This window comes from Ruegeria sp. E8, assembly GCF_056533985.1.
Genome location: NZ_JBQFOY010000017.1, coordinates 18,775 through 42,718 on the forward strand (window position 1 = coordinate 18,775; position 23,944 = coordinate 42,718).

At 54.4% G+C, this 23,944-nt stretch carries 24 protein-coding genes; 5 read left to right on the top strand and 19 right to left on the bottom strand.

What is annotated here, in order from left to right; all coding sequences use genetic code 11:
- Positions 1-3: 3 nt before the first annotated feature.
- The 18 genes from ACR0LF_RS18210 to ACR0LF_RS18295 all read right to left on the bottom strand — a co-directional run bounded on the left by ACR0LF_RS18210 (position 4) and on the right by ACR0LF_RS18295 (position 19,135).
- A complete protein-coding gene (locus tag ACR0LF_RS18210; RefSeq protein ID WP_480582778.1) occupies positions 4-1,617 on the bottom strand; it encodes a hypothetical protein in 1,614 nt (537 codons plus the stop codon).
- 19 nt (positions 1,618-1,636) lie between these two features.
- Positions 1,637-2,773 carry a porin gene (locus tag ACR0LF_RS18215; RefSeq protein ID WP_480582775.1) on the bottom strand — a complete coding sequence of 379 codons (1,137 nt, stop codon included), beginning with the start codon at positions 2,771-2,773 and terminating at the stop codon, positions 1,637-1,639.
- Positions 2,774-3,069: 296 nt separating this feature from the next.
- A complete protein-coding gene (locus tag ACR0LF_RS18220; protein ID WP_480582772.1) occupies positions 3,070-4,113 on the bottom strand; it encodes a TRAP transporter substrate-binding protein in 1,044 nt (347 codons plus the stop codon).
- A gap of 3 nt (positions 4,114-4,116) precedes the next feature.
- On the bottom strand, positions 4,117-4,830 hold the full coding sequence (locus tag ACR0LF_RS18225; protein WP_480627563.1) for a Crp/Fnr family transcriptional regulator: 714 nt from the start codon (positions 4,828-4,830) through the stop codon (positions 4,117-4,119).
- A 199-nt stretch (positions 4,831-5,029) separates the two neighbouring features.
- Positions 5,030-6,952 (bottom strand): DUF3604 domain-containing protein, encoded by a 1,923-nt coding sequence (locus tag ACR0LF_RS18230; RefSeq protein WP_480582766.1) that lies wholly within the window; start codon positions 6,950-6,952, stop codon positions 5,030-5,032.
- Between the two features lie 20 nt (positions 6,953-6,972).
- Entirely contained in the window at positions 6,973-8,034 is a 1,062-nt protein-coding gene (locus ACR0LF_RS18235; RefSeq protein ID WP_480582763.1) for a DUF1214 domain-containing protein, read from the bottom strand.
- Positions 8,031-9,044, bottom strand: coding sequence for a DUF1214 domain-containing protein (locus ACR0LF_RS18240; RefSeq protein WP_480582760.1), 1,014 nt, complete (start codon positions 9,042-9,044; stop codon positions 8,031-8,033). The genes ACR0LF_RS18235 and ACR0LF_RS18240 overlap by 4 nt, the downstream gene beginning before the upstream one ends.
- 89 nt (positions 9,045-9,133) lie before the next feature.
- Entirely contained in the window at positions 9,134-10,684 is a 1,551-nt protein-coding gene (locus ACR0LF_RS18245) for an arylsulfatase (protein ID WP_480582757.1), read from the bottom strand.
- A gap of 75 nt (positions 10,685-10,759) precedes the next feature.
- Complete coding sequence (locus ACR0LF_RS18250) at positions 10,760-11,566, bottom strand: transporter (protein WP_480582754.1); 807 nt, start codon at positions 11,564-11,566, stop codon at positions 10,760-10,762.
- A 39-nt stretch (positions 11,567-11,605) separates the two neighbouring features.
- Positions 11,606-12,559: a SphA family protein gene (locus ACR0LF_RS18255; protein WP_480582751.1), complete on the bottom strand. Its 954-nt coding sequence runs from the start codon at positions 12,557-12,559 to the stop codon at positions 11,606-11,608.
- Positions 12,560-13,144: 585 nt separating this feature from the next.
- Positions 13,145-13,837 (bottom strand): hypothetical protein, encoded by a 693-nt coding sequence (locus ACR0LF_RS18260; protein WP_480627564.1) that lies wholly within the window; start codon positions 13,835-13,837, stop codon positions 13,145-13,147.
- Between the two features lie 4 nt (positions 13,838-13,841).
- Positions 13,842-14,444, bottom strand: coding sequence for a hypothetical protein (locus ACR0LF_RS18265; RefSeq protein WP_480582744.1), 603 nt, complete (start codon positions 14,442-14,444; stop codon positions 13,842-13,844).
- A gap of 575 nt (positions 14,445-15,019) precedes the next feature.
- Positions 15,020-15,844, bottom strand: a complete 825-nt coding sequence (locus ACR0LF_RS18270) for an MBL fold metallo-hydrolase (RefSeq protein ID WP_480582741.1) — start codon at positions 15,842-15,844, stop codon at positions 15,020-15,022.
- Between the two features lie 32 nt (positions 15,845-15,876).
- Positions 15,877-16,500, bottom strand: coding sequence for a dioxygenase family protein (locus tag ACR0LF_RS18275; RefSeq protein WP_480582738.1), 624 nt, complete (start codon positions 16,498-16,500; stop codon positions 15,877-15,879).
- Positions 16,501-16,515: 15 nt separating this feature from the next.
- On the bottom strand, positions 16,516-16,908 hold the full coding sequence (locus ACR0LF_RS18280; RefSeq protein ID WP_480582735.1) for a DoxX family protein: 393 nt from the start codon (positions 16,906-16,908) through the stop codon (positions 16,516-16,518).
- An 89-nt stretch (positions 16,909-16,997) separates the two neighbouring features.
- On the bottom strand, positions 16,998-17,540 hold the full coding sequence (locus ACR0LF_RS18285; RefSeq protein ID WP_480582732.1) for a nuclear transport factor 2 family protein: 543 nt from the start codon (positions 17,538-17,540) through the stop codon (positions 16,998-17,000).
- 108 nt (positions 17,541-17,648) lie between these two features.
- Positions 17,649-18,512, bottom strand: a complete 864-nt coding sequence (locus tag ACR0LF_RS18290) for an MBL fold metallo-hydrolase (RefSeq protein WP_480582729.1) — start codon at positions 18,510-18,512, stop codon at positions 17,649-17,651.
- Positions 18,513-18,529: 17 nt separating this feature from the next.
- Positions 18,530-19,135, bottom strand: a complete 606-nt coding sequence (locus tag ACR0LF_RS18295; RefSeq protein ID WP_480582726.1) for a DsbA family protein — start codon at positions 19,133-19,135, stop codon at positions 18,530-18,532.
- Between the two features lie 96 nt (positions 19,136-19,231).
- Between ACR0LF_RS18295 and ACR0LF_RS18300 the strand changes: the two genes are divergently transcribed.
- On the top strand, positions 19,232-20,134 hold the full coding sequence (locus ACR0LF_RS18300) for a LysR family transcriptional regulator (protein ID WP_480582723.1): 903 nt from the start codon (positions 19,232-19,234) through the stop codon (positions 20,132-20,134).
- 308 nt (positions 20,135-20,442) lie between these two features.
- Here the strand turns inward: ACR0LF_RS18300 and ACR0LF_RS18305 are convergent, their stop codons facing one another.
- Entirely contained in the window at positions 20,443-21,006 is a 564-nt protein-coding gene (locus ACR0LF_RS18305) for a TetR/AcrR family transcriptional regulator (protein WP_480582721.1), read from the bottom strand.
- A 78-nt stretch (positions 21,007-21,084) separates the two neighbouring features.
- On the opposite strand from ACR0LF_RS18305, the gene ACR0LF_RS18310 reads away from it, so the two are divergent.
- From ACR0LF_RS18310 to ACR0LF_RS18325, 4 genes are read left to right on the top strand one after another with little or no spacing between them, the layout of a single operon-like run.
- Positions 21,085-21,966 (top strand): oxidoreductase, encoded by an 882-nt coding sequence (locus tag ACR0LF_RS18310; RefSeq protein ID WP_480582719.1) that lies wholly within the window; start codon positions 21,085-21,087, stop codon positions 21,964-21,966.
- Between the two features lie 9 nt (positions 21,967-21,975).
- Complete coding sequence (locus ACR0LF_RS18315; RefSeq protein ID WP_480582718.1) at positions 21,976-22,431, top strand: hypothetical protein; 456 nt, start codon at positions 21,976-21,978, stop codon at positions 22,429-22,431.
- 21 nt (positions 22,432-22,452) lie between these two features.
- Positions 22,453-22,932 (top strand): SRPBCC family protein, encoded by a 480-nt coding sequence (locus ACR0LF_RS18320; RefSeq protein ID WP_480582716.1) that lies wholly within the window; start codon positions 22,453-22,455, stop codon positions 22,930-22,932.
- The gene (locus ACR0LF_RS18325) at positions 22,916-23,596 is read left to right on the top strand and encodes an NAD-dependent epimerase/dehydratase family protein (RefSeq protein ID WP_480582714.1); all 681 of its coding nucleotides are present in this window, start codon (positions 22,916-22,918) and stop codon (positions 23,594-23,596) included. The genes ACR0LF_RS18320 and ACR0LF_RS18325 overlap by 17 nt, the downstream gene beginning before the upstream one ends.
- Positions 23,597-23,944 lie beyond the last annotated feature (348 nt).

Genomic DNA, 23,944 nt, shown 5'->3' on the forward strand with positions numbered 1-23,944 from the left:
GGGTCAAAATCCAAAGCCGGGCGGCCCAACGACCAGAACGCTGGCCGGTTCGAACACATGTAATGCTGTGCCAAGCTGCGGATCGCTTCCTTTGAAGGCAAAGACCTGCGGCTCGTCTTCGTCGGTGATTGCCGCAAAGGCATACCAAAGAGTGTCACCTTTTGCGGCAACCTCATCGCGGAAAGATTTGATCTCCTCCCCGGCCATCAGCTTCGCAACATTGCGGCCATCCTCAGCAGATCCTGCGTGGAAAGTGTTGTTCAGAAAGATGTTCGACATAGCGTAGAAGCCGAAGTTTGCGGCTTCGGCCGTCAACTTATCGGACACCTCAAGGTCGATTTGGGGCGTTACCGCATCCAGAAGACCAGCAAAGACCGGCTCTGCTGGTGCGCCCACATGCTTCAGAGAAGTGCCTGCCTTGAGCTGCGCCGCAGCCGGGCGCCCCTGTACGCACCGGCCTTCTTTCTCTTCATCGCTGGTCAGGGTGACCCTGAGCTGGTTTTGTCGCGCCTGCAATCCAACCGGCAGGGCAATCTGACGATCCAACAGCTGTTCAGCGGCCTGCAATTGCTCCGAATGCACCATCTGGCCGTTCAGCGTGACCAGAAGCAGCCACGAGGCGGTTGCGTCCGACGACACAGCTGTCAGCTTCAGGTCCAGCACATCCGGCAGATCGCGTCCGGGCATGTCAGCGCGTGAATAGTCCAGCACCCAGGAGGTGCGGTTGCGAAACTCGCGGCTCAGGCCCACTTTGGCCTTGGCCAGCGAGACGGGCCAGGCGAGCGCTTCACCCCCTTCCAGATCCCGAACAAGGCGGTATTCGGCCAGCTTCTTCTCGCGATACTCCGACAGCTCGGCCAGAGTTGCGCGGACATCGTTTGGCTGCGCTTCGGATGTGGGGACAAAGACGCTTTCCATCAGAAAGGGCCGCCAGATCCAGGGCAGGTCCGGTCCGGTGCCCGCCGCCGGTGCGTTTGTGTCCGGCCAGACAATTCTGGATGGCGATCCCGACAGGATGAACTGATCCTCAAGGTCGGTAATCGGCTCATCCAGCAGCACGTGAACATTGCTGGTTGGCTCGACAGAGATCACGACACCGCCGGTCCAGTCCGTTGCGCATTCGGCCTTGGGATTGTTACCGATAATGCTCATCGATACCTCGACCCAGTCCCGTGCCATGTCGATGGGTTCCAACGGAATTTTGACCTGATGGCTTTCGCTGCCTGTGTTCAACACAACTTCGCCCCGGTTCTTGCCGTTGATGGCAAAGCGCATTCGGCCGGTTGTGTCCTCCTCCAGATCTGTCTGAATATCGAGGAACAGGACCGCCGCGTTGAACTTGGTCTGGCGCGGCAGCGGGAACGCGAAGCTTTGGTTGCTGGAAAATCCAGCCAGAGCTGTCCATTTGTCGTATTGGCGGATCGGGAACTTTGCGGTTCCATCAGGTCCTGTCAGTTTCTGTGGCAATTGCGCGTTTGCGGTTTCCAGCACCGTGACTTCGCGCTCTGGCGCGAGTGGAATACCGACGCTGGTCAGAATCTCTTCGCGGCTGTCCACCAGCAGGGCGATCAGGGCAAAAAGCAAGAGCGCCAGCACACCGAGGCCAATCAATCTCACGTCTCGAGTCCTTTCATGATCAGAACCGCCACCGGACGCCGGTCAAAACCGCAAGGCTGTCGAAATAATCCGCATCCGGATCGTCATAGTCGTAGCGGCGGACAGTGGCGTAGATGTCGAGGTCATGGGCCTTGATCCGCTGCACGGCGGCGAGGCCAATGGATTTGCCGATCTGGTCCCGATCTGGCCCGTCCTTGGTGTAGTAGTAGTCGATGGAAAACGCGGTCCAGCCCCAGGGCAGCAGGTCATACCAGCGCCTTCCGAGCTTGGTGTAGGTGTAGTACCCCGCGTCCTGCGCGATGCCGTAGCCCAGCGTCAGGCTATAGCGCGACGGCTTGTGCAGCACCGAACCTGAGACGATGAAGTTGAGATCGCGCCTGCGAAAATCGGTATCCGGGTTGCCCCCGGCCCAGCGGATCGCGGCGGCGGCCTTGTATCGGAAATCGCCCTGCGTGCGGTCATAGCGCATGGCGGCGTCGGCATAGTAGCGCCGGTCGCGATCATCCAGCACCTCTTTGCCCGCAGCCAAGGAAAAGTTCAGGTTGTTCCGCGTTGGCGTGTCATACCGCAGGCGTAGTCTACGACTGCTGCCCAGCGTACGAAACCGGTCCTTGATGCGGAAATTGGTCAGCGTGCCGTCTTTGCGGCGGAAAAAGAACCCGCCTGCCACGTCTTTGACGGCGGCACCGGCAACAACATTGGTCAGGGATAGATCCTGACCGGTGACCCCGTCGCTGGCCATGGCCCCCTGACCGAAGAAAAAAGCCCCGTATTGGTCATGGGCAAAGCTCACTTCCAGTTTGCGCAGGGATTCCTTGTCGAATTCAAAGTCGGAATCGTTCGGGTCCAACTGATTGATCCGGTTGGTCTCTTTCCAGATCAACCCAACCTCGCCACGCGCCTGAAAGCGCAAGCCATTGTCTAAGGGGGTATCGTATTTGAGACCCAATCGAGAGGTGGATTTAGAGTTGTCCACGAAGGGGTAGAGATCACTATCTTGCCCGTCATCGAAGAACAGAACACCGCGGTTGATCTGGCCGTAGAAGGTTGTGCCGGCCGCGGGGTGATTTTCTTCGGCACGAACAAGTGATCCCAGAACCGGTGCGATGAGTGCGGCAACTAAGATGATCTGGATGGCAACGTGGAGGCGGATCATTGTTCGCGTTCGAAACACCCTACGCTGAAACGGCTTAGAGTATTTCCTCGTCTCCGGACTGTTCTTCATAAAATTGGGACCAGGCATATGCAGGTAGTGATGCTAAAACAGATCGCACCGCGCCTTGTTCCGATGCCGTATCAAATTATCCGGCGGCGATACGGCGTCCTTGATACAACAAGGTTGCTTTCAAGATTGCACAGGCCTGTGCAATTCACTCAAAAAATGAGTTTGCGCAGACAGTTCTGTTCGCAACCAGCAACGACAAGTGCTGTGCGGTCGGAAAAAGCGTAGTCTCACCCACCTTCACAAGCCGTCTTTACCTCAAGAAGCTGCGGCCACAGTGTTTCAGCGTCTCCACCCAGACCGGCAATGAAATCGGGCCAATGCGGTTCGACCTTGGCCTTCCAAGCATTGCGTTCCGTATCAGTCAAAGTGTGGACCGGTCCCCCGGCTTCCCCGTGGCGGTCAATCATTTTTTCCGAAACACCGCGTATCGTTGAGCGCAGCTCAGACACGGCAGGAATACTGTCTACCAGCATTTGCTTTTGCTGAGATGACAAACGCCCCAAAGTGCGCTCTCCGATTAGAACGGCGCCAGCCTGATGGGTATGTTCTGTTTCCACAAAATGCGGTGCAACTTTATTCAGCCCGAACGCGACATAGGTCAGCCCGGTGGCCTCACCTGCATCCACCATGCCAGTTTGCAGCGCCCCTGGCATCTCGACATAGGGCAGTTCAATGCCGGACGCCCCAACCGAGTTCCAAAGCAGGCGCGACATCTCATTGTGCGCTATGCGTACCTTGTATCCATCGGCCTGCGTTACATCCGACAAATCATCCTTGGCAAAAACATTGCCCCAGCCTACCTCGCTCCAAAATAGGAGTTCGACGTTGTGGTCCTTGATTTTGTTGGCAAGCGCCGCTCCGAAAGAGCCATCATAAATGCAATCGATCACCGCGACATCGTCAAACAAAAAAGGCGTCGACATGAGCGATATTTCTGTGACCTGCTCGCTGAGTGCGCCTCCGCCAAGGCCCACGATGTCGATACGACCGCGTTGCGTTTGTCTGAATGTATCAAGCTCATTGCCCAACTGGCCGCCGGGAAAAATCGTTAGCGTCAGATCGCCGTCGCTCATTTTTTCCAGGTTCTCAGCCCAATTTTTCAGGTTGTCGATCCAGGGCGTTCCCTCAGGAGCTATGGTTGCAACACGCAATTCGATTTGGGCCTGAACGGAAGTACTCACTACTGAAAAAGCCGCTGCAATTGCGAAACAACTCGCTGCAGACACCAAGCGCTGGAGACAACTTGTAGTAGGCATATCAAAGAAATCCATTTCTCAATCAAGGCGGCGCAGGATATTGCGATCCAATACTTCTATACTTCTATAACCCATTTTTATTGCGCCTTCTTCTTCCAGTTGTTTGAGGCACGGCCCCACGACGTTTCGCGTCAGAAGAGACATCTCTGAGATTTCGGACTGGCCCAAAGGCAAAAGAATGGGGTCTGGCTGCATTGGGCCACCCTCAGGAGTGCCTTCCCCCAGAACACGCAGCAAGGTTAACCGAACCCGATTTCCCGCTTTACGTTCAGCCTGAGCCGCAACAATTGAAACCAACCAATCTGTATAGAGTGTGGACAGAAATCCAAGACTTGCAGCCATTTGGGGAAGGCGCTGGCCGATCGCGCGCACATCTGAGGCCTTAAACCAGGCGATCTGGCAACGTGTTCGAGTTATTACCGTTGCGCGTCGGGATACAGGTGTCGTGATTTGAAGGCCGCCGCCCCATGTTGCCGGGCCTGAAACGTGAATAAGGGTAGGGGACTCAGTCCAGGGCGATACAAGGACGTCTTGCCAGCCAGAGACAAGGGCATGCAGCGCTGCCTCTCCATCGCCAGCCGTAAACAGCGTTTGCCCCGCTTCAACAGTGCGCAGAAATCCAATTTCGAACATGGCCTGCTTGATCTCTTCATCTTGAAGCGAAAGCCATCCGTACCGTCCAAGTACATTTTTTGCCTGCGCAGACAGAGGTTTTTTCGCAGGATTCTTCATTCGATTGGATTCCGTGTTCATTTTCTGGCCGACACGCTTCGTGGTTTGAGAGTTTAAGAGAATGGATGCGCCTGGTCATTTCAAATTGTTGGTCGCGTCATGCAAAACCGCCCGCCGGCCGAGTGGAAGCGGTCGGGCGTTCGCTTCAACCCCTTCACTCACTTAGGGGCTTCCACGATCAGTTTGTTAGGAGCGATGGTCACTCAGGTTGATACCAAATCGGCGAGGTATATGCGCGCTCCTGATGCACGGCGGGGACATCGGTGGGCAGTTCCACGCCAAAGTGGACCGCATCATAGGTCGACCAGCGGGGTGTCGGAATCTCGATCACACGCCCGTAGTAAAATGAAGGTTGTGCGGCGTCGAAATCCGGATCAGTCCAGACGCTGATCAATTCGGGGGCACCGATCGTATTGGTGTAGTTGGCCGTTTCGACATCGACCGTATTACCAACAGCGGGCAGCTTTCCACTATCGTCCAAACTGCGCTCACCTCCCCAAGCAACGTCATAGACTTTCTCATGCAACGTACCGTCCGCGTCGATCCATCCTTTGACGATTTGGTAGCGGTCAAGGTTTGCACCGATCGGATCTTTCAAAGCAGCAACCAGAAAGGTAGGCGCGCTTTCGTTCGGCGCATTCCTCAATGTGCCGCCCATCGGAACCCCTTTTTCATAGCCAAAAAGAGCAGGGCGCCGGGTCAGGGCGTCCTCTTCGGTGAATTCGAAGCTGCCAAACAAACGCACAACCATACGCGAACCGGTCGTCGCATAGGTCTCACGTCGCTTCATTGCATCGAACAGAGCTTCCCGCGTGTTTTCAGTTGCCCAAACCGCTGCGTAGCCGGAAGACACCATCTCGCTGCCGTAAACGCCCTGCCCATTGAACTCCATGATCGCGCTTTTCATGCGGTAGTCGGACGGTTCCATATGGGGCATCTTGCCGAAGAAATTGTCTTCGGCCACGGCTGCCAAAGCAGTGTGGGCGTCAGACGACCCGATCATTCCGAACTGATAGGGGTTGAAGCCGATCTGCGCCTCAATCTGCAAACCGAGCTTGAGAGCCGAACGGGCATATTCGTGCTGTAGCATCTCTTCTTCTTTGGGAACCGTCAGATCCAGATTGCCTTTATCCCAAGTTCCATAGTCGGCGAATTCATCGTCGGCGGACAGGAACGGGTGGGCCTCGCCGTCACCCTTGATCTGTGTCGCTTCGTAGATGAACTCGTAGTCCATCCGCGTTTTCGCCCAGTCCTCGGTGATCGGGCTGCCATCAAACTGGGTGTCATCGAACATCCGCCCGTTAGACAGATTGCCGTTGTGCGGGATCGCCATGACCTCGCCGCCGGTCTTGTCCTCGTATTGCCCCAAGGCTTCCCAAAGGTCTTCGGGGTTGGGGCTGATATTGGCGTCGAACGGCAAAGTTTGCAGCGCCTTGTCTGCACCATCGCGATAAATGACAACGCGGTGCAGGTTGTTGCCGCCATCATTCGAGGACCACTCATACCCGATGAAGGCCGTAAACTCGCCGGGGTCATTGTGGGTTTCGGCGGCTGTGACGTTCTGTTTCCAGGCGCTTTTGAAAATCTCGGGGTCTGACAGTTCCGGGATCTGCTCGCCCCGGTTGGCCATGTCGACAAATTCGATATACGTCCCAAGCGCGGTTTCGCCCCCGGCACGCAATTCGTCGCGCCAACGCCGCAAGGTGGGTACCTCCATCAGTTTCGGGTTTCCATCCCGGACGGCATTGAATACGCCGAGGCTTTCGGCATGGTCCGCGACAACGATGAAGTCCAGCGGGCGGCTCAACTTGGCGCGCATACCTGTGGATGAGGTGACTTCTTCCCCTTTTGCAAACCGGTATGCATCGTTCGCATCCAGTTTCGTGCCAAAGGTCACACCGTCAAAGGAGAGGGATGTGTGAACATGCGTGTCCCCGAAGAACGGGCGCTGAGGATAGTTCTGGTCAACCCAAGGAGAGTAATCCTTGGCCTCGGGCAGCGCGCGTTCGATATCTTTGCTGTCCAGCTTGAACGGTTCTCCGCCTGCAAGGGCAGGGGTGGCCAAAATGGTCAACAGAGTTGCTGACTTGAGATTGGCGAGAATGGGAGTGGCTCGTTTCATGAATTATCCCTCTCTGATGATCAGTTGTTCAAAGGTTCCGCGTGCGGAAAGGTCCAAGTGCCGTCGATGATTTCCGGGCGAGGGTCGTAAAGGCGGACAAGATAATTCCAGCCTTCGGTGATCGGGATGCAATTGGCGCGCCCGTCGTCGCAACTGCCGAAGTTGATCGTGAAGGAACCGTCATCGGCTTGCGTGGCCGTGTAGTTGTTATAGCTGTTCACGCCCAGATCGTTGGCAGCAAGATAGCCTTTTTCGTCATAGACCGTGATCGACCAGAAGGCGTCTACCGGAACGTCTTTGACCGTCAGGGAATGCGGGGTTTGACCATCATTCTTGGACACGCCGCGGATCTCGTACATGGCGGCCGATGCAGGCTGACCACCCCAACCGGCCGCTGCACCTACGAGGTGATCAATTGGCCGGGTTTCCTCCCGCGTTCCAAATCCATACTCAGAATTAACGCCGAGCGTTGAAATTTCACTCAGGGCTTCGCGGATGATCTTGATGTCATCCAAATCCCAATTTGGAGCCTCAAATGGTCCACTGCCACCGCCTTCGATTTTGATGGCATCTTGCGCAACATGGGCAGTCTTGATGTCTGCATGATCATTTGCCGCCGCGAAGGTGCGAAACAAAACCATGGCAAATCGTGTGTCGACGGTATCTTCGGTCAGTTTGTAGGTTCCCGGGGCGGTTTCCACGAACATATAGTGATCCTGATTGATCACATGCATCGACATGAAACGTTCCCCCACATCCGGGATCGTCACGGTGACGGGTTTGGACAAATCGATAAAAACACCTGAATACAGTGTATCCTGATTGGACCTGATTACCGTCTGATTTTCCGGAGTTATTGGGTCGCGGTAGTGAATTACCTGCCCAATACTCTGATCATTTACTTCCATCGTCACTCGGAAGTTTCGGTCTGTCTCTGCACGGACAAAGTTGTCGGTCGAGACCGGCACGGTTTCTTTAGCTTGCGAAATCTGCGGAGTCGCAAGAACTGCTGCGATCAAAGCAATCCTCAACAAAGATTTGTTCACAACGATATCCTTTGGTTTGGCGTGCGTCTGTTTCATTGCGCAGCCTCCGGGATCGGGAAGGTCCAAGACCCATCCAGAATGCTCTCGCCGGGGCGGTAGAGACGCACAATATAGTTCCAGCCTTCGGTCAGGGGCAGGCAGTTGACCCGGCCATCGTCGCAACCGCCCATGTTGACAGTGACTGAACCGTCCTCGTTGCGGTCAGCCATGACGCTGTTGACGTTGTAGCGCCCGAGTTCGTTTTCCTCGAAATAGCCGTCCTGGTTGTACATGCTGACGGACCAGAAGGCCTCAGCCGGGACATCGGAGACGGTCAGCGTGTATACTCCGACAGGCAGGTTTGGATGATGGTTCAGATAGAAAGCGTCATTGTCAGGAAGCCCACCCCAGCCGCCAGCCGTTCCAAGCAGATGCCGTACTGCGTCGACATCTTCGGCGCGTCCGAATGTCGATCCCGCATCAGTGACGTATGCCCCAAGTCCCAAGAGGTGCTCTTTTACACCTTGAAAAGAGTCACTGTCATAGTCGGGGTGGCTGTAAGGTGTATCGGAATTGGCTGTCAGGATGACCTGATCTTGAACTTCATTCGCAGTTTTCACATCTTCAGGGTTGCCCGCGTCTACGAGCGTTCGTATCGCGACGACGACAAACGGCGTATCGAATTCGTCGACTGTGAGATCGTAGGTGCCAGCCCCGTAGAAGACCTTGTTGATGAAGTGATCTTCATTGACGATCATGGCCGACTGGTATCGATCCCCGGCCTCAGGCAACGTCAGCGTGGCACCTTCCGAAATGTTCACCACAGCAAAACTGTAGAATGTATCGCGGTTCATTCGGATCACGGTTTGCTCGTCGATCGGCGTGGGTTCGCGGTAGTGGTAAAACTTGTTGATCCCACCAGCGGCGGCGATGAAACGGTTCATCTGGTCGGCCGTTTCAGCCCGTGTATAGTTATCCGTGCTAACCGGAACGCTTTCTGCCGCAGCGCTGTGCGCCGTAAAGCAGCTCACCAAAGCGATTGCGGAAGCCTGACTTAGTTTGAACATGCCTGCCCTTTCGGATTGTCTGATTTTTCCAGTCAACGGTGTGCTGGGCGGGTGCTTGCGGGCTTTTCAGTCCGCAAGCGAGATTGGCATCAGTTGTTATTGCCTGGGCCATCGACCATGTCTTCCATCACCCGATCCAGATTGAACGATCCAGGTTTCTGACGGGGCGGGTATTCGACCAGCGTTTGCAGAACTTCCGCCACAAGGTCTTGCAATGGTGTTTGATGAGGAGCGCTCTTCTGTGACCACCAGCGATTGTAGTTGTTGGAATCTGTGTCCGCCCGCTCAAATGGATCGCGGCGAAGATGGAACAGCTTGGGGGCCCGCAGGTCCACGAACGGGTCGCGCCAGACGTCAAAGCGTTTTGCGCGTTGTTCAGCCAAAATACTTTTCCAATCGCCATTTCTGATTGCCAGAAGCTTGCCATCGTCACTGACGTAGAAGAAATATTGACGCGGGCTTTCGCCGGATTTGCCGGTCACATGATCAAGGACGTTAAAACCATCAAGGTGAACCTTGTATGTGCGATCCCCAACCGTATGCCCCTCAAGCAGTTTTTCCTTGATATCGGCTTCACCTACGGCTGCCATCAGGGTCGGAACCCAGTCCTGATGCGAGACTATTTCATTGGAAATGCTACCCGCAGGTACGTGACCGGGCCAACGAATGACGGCAGGGACACGGAAGCCACCTTCCCAGTTGGTGTTCTTCTCACCACGGAAAGGTGTTATGCCTCCATCCGGCCACTCATTGTAATGCGGTCCGTTGTCAGTGGAATAGATGACAATAGTGTTGTCTGCGATACCCAACTCGTCCAGCAGATCGAGCATTTGGCCCACATGGTTGTCATGTTCGACCATTGCATCAGAGTAGAAGTTACCACCCTCACCGGATAGTCCTTCGTGCTCTTCGCGCACATGGGTGTAAAAGTGCATCCGACTGGCATTGAGCCAGACAAAGAAGGGTTGATCGGCCTCATGCGCCCGTTTGACAAAGTCGACAGCTGCGTTGGTGAACTCATCGTCCACAGTTTCCATACGCTTGCGGGTAAGGGGGCCAGTATCCTCAATTGTGCCATCGGCGGAAGATTTGATAACACCGCGCGGACCATAGCGTTCCCGAAATTCTGCTCCTTTGGGGTAATCCGGGTCTTCGGGCTCTTCCTCAGCATTAAGATGGTAGAGATTTCCAAAGAACTCATCGAACCCATGGTTGGTAGGCAGATGCTCGTCCCTGTCACCAAGGTGGTTTTTCCCGAACTGCCCGGTCGCGTATCCGTGTGGTTTGAGCAGTGCAGCCAAGGTGGGGTCTTCGGGTTGCAATCCCTCTTTGGCGCCGGGCAGGCCAACTTTTGTTAAGCCCGTTCGAAACGGATGCTGACCGGTGATGAATGCCGACCGTCCGGCGGTGCAGGATTGTTCACCGTAATAGTCGGTAAATGCCATCCCTTCATTGGCGATCCGGTCGATATTGGGCGTCTGATAACCCATCATACCACGGTTGTTGTAGCTGACGTTCCAAAAGCCGATATCATCGCCCCAAATCACCAGAATATTAGGTTTCTCCTGAGCGGATACTGAGCTTGCAAGCGCAGCAAACGCACTTATCGCCAGTACCTTAACTAAAGATTTTGGTTTCATTTTCTCCTCCGTTGAACGTCGAAAGTCTGAAAATTGTTCAGCCAACTCATCGCGACGAGACGCTTGAGTGTGTGGCTATCCCTTCGGAAATACGAAAGTTGTCTGGAAGCGGAACCCAAACCCATCGGCGCCGCTGGACGGAGAATCCGCCCAATAGCGAACGCCGCCGGAAATACTGATTGGTTGCCCCGAGATCGTGACCGTCTTGCCGACGACGAAATTCAGCGGCACGCTCCAGTCTTCGGTCTCCCAGTTGTAGCTGGACTCGGACGTGAACGAATATTGCCAGGCTTCGGGCGTGGTGTAGGACACGAAGGGTTGAAGAAACGTCTGGTTCACATCCGGACTGTCGTCGTCGCCGGCAAAGCTCCAAACATGATTGGTCAATCCGCCAAAGGTCCAAGGGCCGTTCTGGCGTAGCGCGATAGCCGAAGGCCCGGCCCCCCATTTGTCGCCACCCAGCAGGTCATCCGTTGCAGTCGGCAGAAGGAACGCACCGCCCACGCCGACAATCCAGCCGTCGGCCGGGCTTTTGTTTGGTGCGATAAAAAAGCTTTGCAGCGTGTCACCGAGGCCGAATTGTGAGCCACTGTTTCCGGCGATGTCGGATTGGTCTATGACCGGCAGAATGGTGCGAGAGATCAGATTCCAGTTGTTGTTCAGGGCTATTGGGATCACAGGCTGGATATTCAGCGTCGTGCGGCGCCCATCCGAGGGGCCAAAACCAGAGTCGTAGTTGAACTGGAACGGAACGCTGATCAGGCTGGCGATCGGATTGGCCAGTTGCTTGGCGATTTCCTCCACCGATGCCGGTTGTGCAGATGTAGCAGCAGGGGCAGCCAGTCCGAGGAAGAGTACAAACGCCTTAATTATTATTTTCATTCAATAGGTCCCAATTTCTCACGCGGCTGGATTTTTTGGTCAGAACCCAAACGGGATTGCGAGCTGCACAAGCGCCGCACCGCCCTCGGTTCTGTTTTCGACATTGAATTCATGAAGGTACTTGGCCTTCAGAGTGATCGGTGTCTGACCGGCGAGGAAGGTGTAGTTCACCGCCGGCCCGAACGCGGCCACTTCACCTTCAAAGTCACTCGGGGCCGTGCCACTGTCGCCAGTGATCTGACGATAGTAATACCCGTTCAAACCCCACGCGAGTTGCTGAGATTGATGCTTCATCGCGGCGAATTCGACGTGAAATTCGTTCCCCGAGTCATACCCGGTGTCGTCGTTTTTACCGTTGAAGGTGAAACCGGGCGCGACTGTCACCTCGTAGCCGATCGACGGATCAAGCCAGGTCACGGCGAGGGTTGCATCAAAGGCCCAGCGGTTGAAACCCGCGTTGGCCAGAGAGTTCTGATTGTAGCTGCCGACGGGGATGTTCAGCAGGCCATTCAGGGTTGTGTGCCAATTGCCAGCGTTCCAGCCAACAATGCCGGTCAGCAAAGGGTCGCCAAAAGCAAGTGTGTCGTCCGACACCGCGCCGCTGATCGGAACGCCGCCAAACGAGGCCGTCGCCGAGGCTGAGATATCCTTTGCGACAATGGGAACGACCGCACCAAAGGCAAGGCGTCCGCCAAACACCTCCGAGTCGGTGACTTTCAAAAAGGTCGACAGGTTAACGAAGGCGTCAGCGTCCAGCCCGAATGCCAGCGTGCCCGCCTCATCGGGTAAAGCGGTCGAGGCCGACGCAGACCCTGAATAGTAGTAGGTGTCATTCAGGAAATAGGTTCCGGCAGGAGGTAATATCCCCGCGCCCGACCCTTTGCTGCCAAGCAGGTACACGCCGGACCCACCCTCGACGGCCAGGGCCGTTGTCGCGACGACACTGACCCCGGCAGCCAAGGGGAGAGACGACCAGAAGGCTTTCGACAACATGACATGGTTCCCCGGTTTGGTAACTATGTCGTGTGGTGACAAAAGCGCTCGTAGACCGAGCAGGGGCCGAGCAATCACCAACAAAAACAAAGCTACGAGCAATCAACGTTACAGACGTTGATATTTCGAATGCTGGGACGAGAACGCACAGTTTTGTGCATTTGTGTCGCTTCTTAAGAAGTCAACTTGGCGGTGTTAGTCTTCGTACCAACTGTGGGTAACCTTTCTGGTGGTGTCGCTGAAACGATTTACACTCCCCTTTAAATCTGTACCTGTACAACTCATTCATCAACAAATTCGGCGTTTCAGCGTATGGCAGGAAAGCGGGCTGCGATCGCAGCAATTTCAGGGCATGACGAACGGCAGGTTTGGGCCGTTGATAGGTCGTGAAAAACAGAGCAGGGGCTTTTGCTGCGTCTGTTCCGAAGTCTGGAACGAGCCCATTCTGTGAATTCGTCACCGCATGGCGAATGTCCGCTTCACCTGGAGCTGATTTATAGGACACAAGATTTTGGCACATGTCAGAGCGTCCAGTCTGCTGTTTAACACACGGACGTTCGAAAAAAAGCAGATACCGGTCAGCGGTTACTCAGAACAATAAGTCACTGTGATTGTTTCACCAGAGTCAAATGTCTTGCTCGCCTCTTTCAGCTCTTCAATCTCTAGCTCCGCGACAAAAACATCGCCTCCCATTGCCTCGAAAGAAAGGCAGCCTTGTCGCTGTTCGATGTCCTTTAAAAAGGATGCGCGCGGGTTCTCTAGCAGCGCTCCCCAGTATGTGCTCCGGTAGCTATACTCCCGCTCCGGTGGGAGAGGTCGAAAAGTCATGACCTTCGGCAAAATTTCGGGCGCAATTCGCAGGTCTATCGAGCGGGGCTTGTTGTTATCGTACTCGTTCTGAAAACGGGATAACGTGGCGCCAATCGTTGTCCATTCGTTGAGTTCAACGGATACAGGACCGCTCACTTCGCCACCAGCGTTATAGAACAGGCGGAGCACAAAGGTGACCAGAAATAGCAATGCAACTCCGCCAGCGGCCTTCACGGCAAACCCGGAAACATTGCCTTCAACATTAAAAACACCGCCTAGGACCCAAACGCCTGCCGTGGCGGCAACCAATCCGATCAGGAGGTCAGCGAGAATGGCAAGGCCGGTGCCGGGTGGTGCGCCCACAGTGAGCATTTGCAAGATCAAAATCGAAAGCAGGACGCCAACCACTACCAGCGCACGCCAAGTGCCGGGCGGCATTTCTGGGACGGGAGATGGTTGCTCTGACATAACTTCAGAAATCCGGTTCAAAGGGGCAGCTGCCCACGAGATTGAGGTTCAGCTCAAAATACTGTTCAGACTGACCAAAAATAAAACACTTGCGACCAAACTGGCCAGCGAACTGCTGAAAATTCTGCTTTTCAATGTCGTCCGCACACATTTTGCCAGCAAGGTTGAATTCTTGAGCGAAAGCCATTGCGCTTGCTGTCAACTCAGGGAAACGAACCGCAGTCTCACCACCATCATTTAATCTAAGCCCCGTAACTAAAATCGCAGATTGCAAGAAATTAGGGTCCAAGTTCCCTCCGGCCATGCACTGATCAACATTTTTGCTTGGAATATCAGTTTGCCAAACCGCCATGGCATTATCGAGTGCTAACGGAAACGCGCCGGAAAACTGTTGGTCGAATGCCGCGACTGCATCAGGATTGCTCATTATCCGAGACGCGGTAGCGCCTGTTTCGTCCAAGGAACACTGGTTGTTGCTCCATGTCTTGGAACAGGTTGATGTCACAGATGCAGATGCGTTGTCGATCTCTGGGCTGCAATCACAGCTACCTGCCAAGCTTGCATCGGTCATCGATAGTGAAATCAAAATAAAGTAAAAGCCTCGCATAATTTATCTCCAAAAAATAATCTAAACGCTACCTTATCAATACTGGTTCAATCAAGAAGGTGTCGCCTACGATCAAAAATTCGCAGGATTCCAACGGCAATTTGGCTATTTCCGTTTTTGTACCGCTTTCTGCGCTTGCTGACGCCACCAGAGCCCAGAAAGCCTGCAAGCTTGGCATGTTCATCACCCATGATAGCACTTAGCCGTGAACAAGCCGCTTGCGAAAAACATTATCCAAAAACTGACTTAGGGCGAACGGCAGGTTTGTCCTGCTGACCGCGAGTTCGATATAACTTTGACTTTGCTTCGCAGCGAACGGCAGCTTCGAAGGGCCGCACCGCAGCGCGCTCAATGCCAAGCGAACGGCAGGAAAGGGCCGTTCGTGTTAGTTATTTGCGGGGCAGGGCGCCTAGCTGCAACGGCGCCTAGGTCAGCATAGAGCCCATAACTACCAATGCCGCAGGTTGTCCGAATGGCTGGATTTTCCATTGTTGGTAGCTGGGTATTGCTTTCTGGGTTTTAATAGTGGGCCGCACACCTCGGCGTTGCAAACTCAAAAATCGGTAAGATTTACATTACTCAACTGCTCCGCTGTTGATTAAATGTTGAGCCATGCCGCGCACATTACTCGGCCGCCAGGCATCGTATTGCTGCCAATGGCTTCGTCCGGGGTAGGTAAGTTCTTCGACCAGTTGGTTCGTTGATTTGCCGGCTTGCAGCCCTTTCAAAATATCTGCCCGCAGTTCTTCCATGTAGATTCTTACATTTGTCAGGTCGTCATGATTGCCTACACGACCGTGGCCCGGCACGAAGATATCGAAATCAAGCGCTTCGGCGGTGAGTATCTGCTGATACCAACCCTCAACATTGTCACCGCCCAAGCTGGTATAGAACATGCGTTCGGGTGCGGCGACATCGACAAGAAAAACAACATTTTCAGGGCGCACGACCGTTGCGATCATGTCTTCCTCATCTCCGGGCCCAAGATAGATCAGTTCGATCGTGTTCTCGCCCAGCTGAAAGCTATGCTCCTGATCAAACTGGACATTGAGACTAACGCCTCCCAGTGTTGCCGGAGCATTCGAATGCGCGATGGCTTGTACATCGTCGCCATAGACATCTCCACCCGACGCGTGATCGCCATGCGAATGCGAGAAAATCAGGTGTGTCACCGGTTGGTCCGTTAGTGCGGGTAGGTTGTCCTGCAGTTTCTGTGCCGTGCGGCCATTCGGATCGACAACAAGGGTTCCTTCGTCGGTGGCGACAACAAGCGAATTGTAGCTGCCGTTCTGGAAGTAATAAACATCGCCTGCGACATGGGTGAAGGCATCTGCGGATTGTGCTATGGCAATGGCTGGTGTCAGGATTGCCATGGCTGCGGCGATCAATGCATTTTTCACAATCTGTTCCTTTCCTGATCCGGCCGAGCCCGTCAGACAACAATGTTTACGATAGTTTCTGTGCCTTTCGGCCCTTCGGTGAATGCCATGGATACTGCCCGGGCTTCCGCCTTCGACATCCTGCGATAGAGCCCGTCTTTCGCATTGTCCGGATCACCATCAATGTAGAATTGTGTGGTCAGAAGCTCTCGGCTTCCATCGAAGACTTTCACATGGATGTGGGGTGTTCGCCCCGGATACTTGGTTGGCCTGATCGTGCGGAACGCATAATTGCCAGCGTCATCCGTGATATCGTGACCAAAACCCTGAAAACCGTGATCGTAAGGCACCGGACGATCATCCCCGGGGTGCAAGTACTTTCCATTCACATCACATTGCCAAATTTCGATGCGCGCACCTGTTATCGGGATGCCATTGCGACCGGCAATCTGACCTTTGAGCGTGATGATTTCCCCGCCTGCTTCGCGAACAAGCCCTGCGATCTTCACCAAGTCATTATCGGTATCGCTCACGCGCATCGATCTGGTCGGATAAAATGGCCCTTCTGCAGCGCGCGGTGTCAACTCGGCCGCCAACGCAGTCCGGGACAGGAGTAGACTTCCTGTGACAGAAGTAATTCCTGCGAGAATCTTTCGACGCGACTTTGAATAAGTCATCAAACTCCTCCTCAGCTATTCGCGGCCCATCTTGGCATCAAGGCTCCAGCGACCTGGGCCAGAAAATACAAAGTACAGGAAGATGAAGCAGTACAAAATTGCGGCATCACCGGCATTCAGGATCGGATAAAAGTTCTGCGGGGCGTGGGCTATGAAGTAGGCGCTAGCCATCAAACCGGACAGAAGGAACGCGACCGGGCGCGTAAAAAGGCCCAGAACAATCAAGGCGCCGCCGAAAAGCTCCATCATGCCAGCAAACCATGGCATTGAGAATGTCGCGACCTCCCACTCTGGCGGCGCAGGGAAGTTCAGTATTTTCTGGGTTCCATGCGCCATAAACAGAAGGCCCGTCATGATCCGTAGAATGCTGAGAACCCGCGGGGATTGATTGTTTAGAGCTGCTATCATTTTTCATTCCCAAGATTTGATCGGCGGCGCGTTTTTGGGCCCGCCGACCGATGTTGAGTGAAATCGGTATTCAGATGAGATGGAATGACCTATTCCATCGCTTCCTTTACAGGCGCGCTGTCGACGAACTGTTCGAATTTTACGATTTTGCCGTCTTCGACCTGCCATACATGTGCAACGCGCGCCGAAAATGCCTTGCCGGTTGCATTAAACGCACCGGAATAGGTCCCGTAGGCGACGACGCGATGGTCATCGGCTACATAGTTTTCAGGGACAAACCGATAGTCTGTCCATTCTGAAGCCAAACGCGCAAACACATTTTTCGCGATCTCGTCAAAACCGGTGTAAGTACCCGCGTAGGGAAAACCCGCGGCCTCGGTCCATTTGGCGTCAGGAGTCAGAAGCGCCTGCAGGCTGCGGCCGTTTTCTTCGGAGGTTTCGCCTTCATAGGTGCTTTTGACAATTTCCAATGGAGTCATGTTTTGCTCCTGAGCGTTGACGGCAAATGTTGTCACCGAAACGAATGCAAACAAGACAGCACCAATGATGCTGCATTGCGTGATCTTGGAATTCGCGAACTTGCAAGACATAAAATTGCTTCTCTTTCTTACGGCGAATGCAGTGTGGTTCACGGCAAACTGAGTTTTGCACTGTTGGTGATTGGGCGCCGGATTTGATTGGCCAGCGCCCCTTTTGTAATACAGAAACCGAATTGGACGGCTTCTGATGCCGGTTTACGCTTACGGCCAGGAACGCTCACCCTCGATAACCTGGGCGCTTAGCTCCAGATCGCTCACGTTCTCAAAGTCGGGATAGGCCGCCTGCATCGCGGCGATCAATTCTGCGGAACTTTCCGCCTTGTCCGCGGCGGCCTCGAACGCGGCCACGTATTCTTTAGTGAATTCAACGATGCTTGCGTTTTCTGCGCTGTCGCCGATGACGTGGCCAGGAACAATCCGCTCGGGGTCCAATTCCAGAATCTGGTCCAACGTCGCGCGCCAGCTGTCGCGGCTTTCCGGGGTTTGGTTGTCGGCCATCCAGACATGCACGTTTTCATAAAGGACAACGCCGCCCAGCACGGTTTTTTCCGAAGGCACCCACAGGAATGTATGAACCGGATCGTGTCCATCGAGGCCGATCACCTGCACGGTTTCACCATCGACCGTCAGGCTGTCGCCTTCCAAAACGTCAGGAACAATCAGTTCTGATGGGGCATTCCCTTCCAGGATTGGGCCCCAGAAGTCATATTTGAGCTGGATGGTTTTCTCGATGCCTTTGACGGTCTCAGGTGTCGCGACAATTTTGACATCCGGGTAAGCTGCACGGATCGTATCCAACCCGAAATAGAAGTCAGGATCCTTGTGGCTGATAAAGACGGTCGTCAGGGATTTACCCGTCGCCTTGATCATATCAACCAGTTGCTGGGCATCGTCCTTTTCAAACTGGGCGTCCACCAGGATCACCTCATTCGGACCTTCGATCAGGTTCGATGAGACCGGGAACAGGCTGCCTTCATTCGGGCTGAAGGCGGTGATGGTGAGATCAGCCGCAAAGGCTGCGGTGGACAGCAGCATGGCTGCAGTAAAAGTGAGGATCGTCTTCATAGGGATGCTCCTTGCATTTATGCGGCCAATGCCGCGATCTCATCAGGAAAGTGGTAGTAGGTTGAGACGTCGACTTGGGTTGTTCCGCCGTCGGTTTGCATCACCAGAGTCGGGACACCTTGCGACCCGAACCGTGAATGCAAATTCGCAGCTTCTGCACTGATTTTCTGGGCGTGGTCTCTACCTTCGTCCAACGGACGGTTCACGCCGAATTCAATCAGTGCACTACGAACCGCTTCGCCGTTACAAGCGGAAATGCCATCGACATAACGTGCCTGTTGCAAAACATGTGCCAGCTTCATCTCCGCCCTGGCGCCCTGATCATGAACCAAAGCTGCGGCGTATGCGGTCAGGCTGGAATCCAGCACTTCATCTTGGTTTCCCAGAATGTCTCGAACATAAGTGTCACTGAACACTTGGCCGGTCAGCTGTTCAATGCGTCGGTCGTATTGCAAAGCCATTCGGGCGAAGCCATCGCCCATTCGGTATGCGTTTGCGCCTTGGAACAAATGGCGATGCATAACGGTGACATCGGCACCACTCTCAACCAGCGCGTTGATCACCGGTGCCGCGCCATAGCACCAGCCGCAATAGGTGTCGTAGATATAGGTGAAGCGCGTCATTGCGGTCTCCGTTTTGGTTAACCACAAGTAGTGCGCCGCTATTGTTGACTAAAGATAATATCTGTAGACACAATGTCAGTTTAAAAGTGACGAACGATGAAGAAATCGAACTTAAATCGTCTGGAGTACTTTGTTGCCATCGCAGAAGAAGGTACGATTACTGCGGCCGCTGATCGCATGCGTATTAGCAAGGCGGTCGTCAGCAAGCAGCTTCAGCTTTTGGAGGAAGAGCTTGGTGCAACTCTTGTTGTGCGTAACTCTCGCCATCTAAATCTCACGGAAACCGGACAATCCTTCTATGAGGCCGCACGTGCATCAGTGGCGCAGGCCGAAGAAGCTTATGAAATGGTAAAACAAGGGCGCACAGAGCCAACCGGAAACCTGCGCATAACAGCCCCGCTTGATATGGGTGTTACATACGTTTCGCCGGTCGTAGCCGAGTTTCGCACCGCGTATCCGGCTGTCACGATTGACCTCACGCTCAGCGATACGCGGTTTGATCCGGTCGAGGCACGATTTGACATTGCGTATCGGGTAGGTTGGCTTGCCGATTCCGCCAACGTTGCGCGCAAGTTGGCCGACTTTCAGCAAATCGTAGTGGCATCGCCTAACTTGGTTGAGCAACTTGGGCGACCAGAACATCCGGACGGATTGACAGCGTTTCCGTTCGTCGAACACAGAGCCTTGCCAAACCCATTAAACTGGCGGTTTTTGAGTGCCACTGGTGAAACCACTGACGTTCAAATGAACCCCGCCTTGCGGGCAGACGTAACACCAGCGATCAAGGCAATGGTACTCGGAGGGGCAGGGATCTCCATTTTACCAGATTTTTTCGCCAAGAGAGAAATCGAAAGCGGCGGGTTGATCCAGCTTGTTCCGAACTGGGCGCTTCCAACAGGAGGTATCTATGCCGTTTATCCTCCCACGCAGTTTCGATCTGCTGCGACAAAACGCTTTGCGGAACTGTTTGCAGAAAAGCTTCGCAACAGTCTGGCGTAAGTGAAGGGTGGCGCAACTCAGTTAGTTTCGCGTCCGTCTATCATTGAAACACGTGAACGCCTAGCAGCCCTTAGCACGGTCGCCGCGAAAGTCGGCTTTTTCCCGCAAGCCGAAATTGCAAAGTCCAGTGATGAAGGTCCGGTTTGGGCTGAGACCAACTCCCAGCCACCATTGAGCCTACGGCAACTTTGTCCGCATTTCGCGAGTTCAGGCAGCCCTTAATTTTGCGCTCGCAGCGAATGGCAGGTTCAACGGGCCGCGCCGCAGCATAGAGACTATGGAGAAGGCCCGGAAAGGGCCGAGCCCGTCTAAACGCTGCTGGTGACTTTCAACGTCGACGTTCGCAAAGCGGACAGCAATTCGATCAAGTGTTTCTTATTCTTTGCACTGTACTTGGCCGCTGTTGAAGAACGCTGGATGAAGTCCGCGTACTGATCAACGGTCAGGTCACAGTTTTCAATCGCACTCGAGTACGGCTCCAGGACACGCGCGATGATCTCGGTGTTTCGCTTTGCGCCGGCCTCCAGCTCCTTCTGACTCGTCGAGGTCACTCCAGCGATTATGTCCTCGGCGTTGGGCGAAGACTGCAAGAAGTCATAGTGCTCTATGACAGCGTGTTTGAAGACGACATCGAGTTGCGCACCAAGGCCATCAGCTTTTTTGAGGCCGGCTTCGATATCCAGAACGACCCTGTCTGCCAGCGACCGGATCGTGGCCCTCAGCACCTCGTCCTTGTTTGCGAATGCCTTGTAGAGTGTTTGACGCGAGATATCCGCTTCTCGGGCGATGTCGTTCATGCCCGTTCGCTTCACGCCGTAGCGTAGAAAAAGCTGCTTCGCGGCTGCGAGGATGTAGTCGTAGCGATCTTCCATGATTTACATATTGACAAATAGACGACTTGTGTCAATATTGACAATCACCCACAATATGTCAACTTGTCAGGGCGTAGAATGTCTAAACAAAGTGAAAAAGTCGCGATCGTCACCGGTGCAAACAGTGGCATCGGATTTGAAACAACGGTCGGTATGGCCGAAGCAGGTTTCCACGTCGTCATGGCGTGCCGCAGCCTTGAAAAGGCCGAAACGGCCAAAGCAAGCATTCTCGAGCGGATTCCTGCCGCATCATTCGACATCCTGGTGCTGGACCTGAGCGATTCGACTTCTGTTCGTACGTTCGCCGAAGCATTCCGTGGCAGGTACTCCAGGCTGGATGTGCTGATAAACAACGCGGGTATCTTGCTGTACTCCGCTCAAACGGATGCTGATGGTGTAGAGCTGCAGTTTGCAACCAACCACCTGGGGCACTTTCTGCTGACCGCACTTCTGATCGACATGTTCCCGGACGACCCCGCATCGCGGATCGTCTCGCTCTCCAGTATCGCCCACAAGAATGCGAACATTCACTTTGACGATCTGACATGCGGCCAGAATGGCGGCGTTGCTTACGGTCAATCCAAGCTTGCCTGCCTGCTCTTCGGTGATGAACTGGACCGTCGCCTCAAGGCTTCGGGCAAGTTGCTGAAGTCGCTGACGGTGCATCCGGGTGGGTCAGACTCCGGTCTATTCCAAGATTTGGACGAAGCAACGCACGCAAATTTGAAGGCGCAAGTCGAACAACTGCTGCACTCCAATAAAGACGCCGCGAAGCCATCTCTGTTCGCCGCTTTGTCGGATCAGGTCAAAGGTGGCGAATACTACGGCCCCACAGGCCCCGAAGAGATGAGTGGCAAGACCGGCGTCGCGATCCGCAATCCAATTTGCGACGACCACGATTTGGCCAAACGTTTGTGGCGTCTCTCGGAAGAGATGACCGGCCAGACATTCGCGATCTGAGGGACAGGGATGCACGCCTTTATCGATCGCTTCTCGCAAGGGTTCGAGTATCTGATCCTGCTCGCCTCGGCTATCATGTTGGGCTGGGGGCTTCTTGGATTCCTTGAATACTTCACCGGGCTGGCGCTGCTCATGCCATTGCAAAACGAAACCTTTCCGCTGGGCATGCAAACTCTCCATTGGATCCTGATCACCGCATCGGGTGCGACGTTTCTGGCCGGATACGTCCTGCGCTGGAGCGTCACTCCGATTGCCATGCTGGTCATGTTCACCGCACTTACCACCATGTGTGCTGTGCAAACCTTCGACATGTTGGAAAACCCGGATCGCTACCGGAACTTCGTCCAGGAATGCGTCAACTACATCATCATCTCGATCTACCTTTTTCGATCCAAGCGCATGCGGGACCGTTTTGGGCGGATCACAATTCAGGGCGGGGATCGCGTATCTCCGCTTAATGCCTGAGACCCCAAGGGAAGGATTGTCATGGAAACCGGATCATCGGAAAAATTGAGCCTCTCACATCACAAAATCCACACCGACATTGTGATCGATGCGCCGCCGGACGTGGTCTGGTTGGTGTTGACCGACACGGCAAACTACAAGGACTGGGCAGAGTTCCTTGTGGGTATCCACGGAGAGATCAAGGATGGATCGACTATCACCGTCGACTTCAAACTTAATCCATCAAAGAAAAAGCTGACCAAACTGGACCACACGATCACAGTCGTAGACGGAACGGAATTCTATTGGGCCGAGAAGGGGCCAGGTGGCATTCGCGACAACCATCACTTTTATGTCGAACCGCTGGAAGGTGGCAAAACCCGCTTCGTACAATCCGACGAGATCATGGGTGGCATAACCTTCCTGATGGGTAGGCGCTTGGCAAAAATGTATGTGGACGGATACCAAGCTTTCAATCGCGGTTTGAAAGCCGAGGCAGAGCGCCGTGCCCAATCCGCCTGACAAGACAACACGACCACTTGGGCGCGTCCTGCTGACCGGTGCGACGGGGATGGTGGGGTCCTCGGTACTTGCGGCATTGTTGAACGAAAGAACTGCGCGCGAAGTCGTGTCACTTGGGCGCAGGCCGTGCAATATAGATCACCCAAAGCTGACCGATGTGAGGTTTGCAGCATTCGGCGATACCCAAGCCATTGAACCCTATCTCGATGGCACCGACACGGTCTTTCACTGCCTTGCCACCTATTCGGCGCGCGTCAGTCGAGCCGAATACAAGGAGATCACAGTTGATTGGCTGCGCATTTTGCTGGCGGCTTGCGAGAGGTCTGCGCCCGGTGTGACGTTCTGCTTGTTTTCCGCTCAAGGCGCTCAGCCAGATGGCGGCGGTATGTCCTTTGCATTGAAGATCAAGGGCCAAGCGGAGAGCAAACTGTTTGCATCTGACCTCCCACGGATATTCGCCTTTCGTCCAGGCTATATTGCGCCGTCGGGGCCGAGGAACACGTGGAAGATGGCCGACTACCTTTTCAAACCGCTCCAAAGGCTGATGCCGTCAATCGGCGTAACTTCCGATGAATTGGCTCAAGCCATGCTTCATACTGCGATACACGATCCACGTCGTACCGCTGTCCTCGAAAACGGTGAGATGCGTAGGTTGCTCGGATGAGGTTGCGGCTGCGCCTCAGTATAATCCACTCATTGCTGCGCCTCGAGCTGTTCAGTTTGCAACAGACGTCTTTCAATGTCCGCTTCTGGGAAGCCTCAATGCAGCATTCAACTTCCGCAAGGACGGCGGCTATGGGCCGTTGGATATGTCGTGGAGAACGGGGCAGGGCTCATGCTGCGTCTTCTCCGAGGTTTGCAAAGAGCCCAGAGTTCCGAATGCTGCGCAGGGCGCAATTGGCGGACAACCATTGAAACCCGACGTTAGCGATATTGAGGACGGCTCAGAGCTGGCGTCCATTGAACAACTTCGATGCTGCGTTGCGGCTCGTCAAACCTGCAGTTCGCTGCC

What these genes read in the sequence shown, in the direction of transcription:
- ACR0LF_RS18305 (WP_480582721.1), bottom strand. Translation starts at nt 21,006, where the DNA reads ATGGAAGATCGCTACGACTACATCCTCGCAGCCGCGAAGCAGCTTTTT.
- ACR0LF_RS18215 (WP_480582775.1), bottom strand. Translation starts at nt 2,773, where the DNA reads ATGATCCGCCTCCACGTTGCCATCCAGATCATCTTAGTTGCCGCACTC.
- ACR0LF_RS18225 (WP_480627563.1), bottom strand. Translation starts at nt 4,830, where the DNA reads ATGAAGAATCCTGCGAAAAAACCTCTGTCTGCGCAGGCAAAAAATGTA.
- ACR0LF_RS18230 (WP_480582766.1), bottom strand. Translation starts at nt 6,952, where the DNA reads ATGAAACGAGCCACTCCCATTCTCGCCAATCTCAAGTCAGCAACTCTG.
- ACR0LF_RS18250 (WP_480582754.1), bottom strand. Translation starts at nt 11,566, where the DNA reads ATGAAAATAATAATTAAGGCGTTTGTACTCTTCCTCGGACTGGCTGCC.
- ACR0LF_RS18300 (WP_480582723.1), top strand. Translation starts at nt 19,232, where the DNA reads ATGAAGAAATCGAACTTAAATCGTCTGGAGTACTTTGTTGCCATCGCA.
- ACR0LF_RS18275 (WP_480582738.1), bottom strand. Translation starts at nt 16,500, where the DNA reads ATGACTTATTCAAAGTCGCGTCGAAAGATTCTCGCAGGAATTACTTCT.
- ACR0LF_RS18235 (WP_480582763.1), bottom strand. Translation starts at nt 8,034, where the DNA reads ATGAAACAGACGCACGCCAAACCAAAGGATATCGTTGTGAACAAATCT.
- ACR0LF_RS18240 (WP_480582760.1), bottom strand. Translation starts at nt 9,044, where the DNA reads ATGTTCAAACTAAGTCAGGCTTCCGCAATCGCTTTGGTGAGCTGCTTT.
- ACR0LF_RS18265 (WP_480582744.1), bottom strand. Translation starts at nt 14,444, where the DNA reads ATGCGAGGCTTTTACTTTATTTTGATTTCACTATCGATGACCGATGCA.
- ACR0LF_RS18255 (WP_480582751.1), bottom strand. Translation starts at nt 12,559, where the DNA reads ATGTTGTCGAAAGCCTTCTGGTCGTCTCTCCCCTTGGCTGCCGGGGTC.
- ACR0LF_RS18280 (WP_480582735.1), bottom strand. Translation starts at nt 16,908, where the DNA reads ATGATAGCAGCTCTAAACAATCAATCCCCGCGGGTTCTCAGCATTCTA.
- ACR0LF_RS18295 (WP_480582726.1), bottom strand. Translation starts at nt 19,135, where the DNA reads ATGACGCGCTTCACCTATATCTACGACACCTATTGCGGCTGGTGCTAT.
- ACR0LF_RS18290 (WP_480582729.1), bottom strand. Translation starts at nt 18,512, where the DNA reads ATGAAGACGATCCTCACTTTTACTGCAGCCATGCTGCTGTCCACCGCA.
- ACR0LF_RS18220 (WP_480582772.1), bottom strand. Translation starts at nt 4,113, where the DNA reads ATGGATTTCTTTGATATGCCTACTACAAGTTGTCTCCAGCGCTTGGTG.
- ACR0LF_RS18310 (WP_480582719.1), top strand. Translation starts at nt 21,085, where the DNA reads ATGTCTAAACAAAGTGAAAAAGTCGCGATCGTCACCGGTGCAAACAGT.
- ACR0LF_RS18320 (WP_480582716.1), top strand. Translation starts at nt 22,453, where the DNA reads ATGGAAACCGGATCATCGGAAAAATTGAGCCTCTCACATCACAAAATC.
- ACR0LF_RS18260 (WP_480627564.1), bottom strand. Translation starts at nt 13,837, where the DNA reads ATGTCAGAGCAACCATCTCCCGTCCCAGAAATGCCGCCCGGCACTTGG.
- ACR0LF_RS18315 (WP_480582718.1), top strand. Translation starts at nt 21,976, where the DNA reads ATGCACGCCTTTATCGATCGCTTCTCGCAAGGGTTCGAGTATCTGATC.
- ACR0LF_RS18245 (WP_480582757.1), bottom strand. Translation starts at nt 10,684, where the DNA reads ATGAAACCAAAATCTTTAGTTAAGGTACTGGCGATAAGTGCGTTTGCT.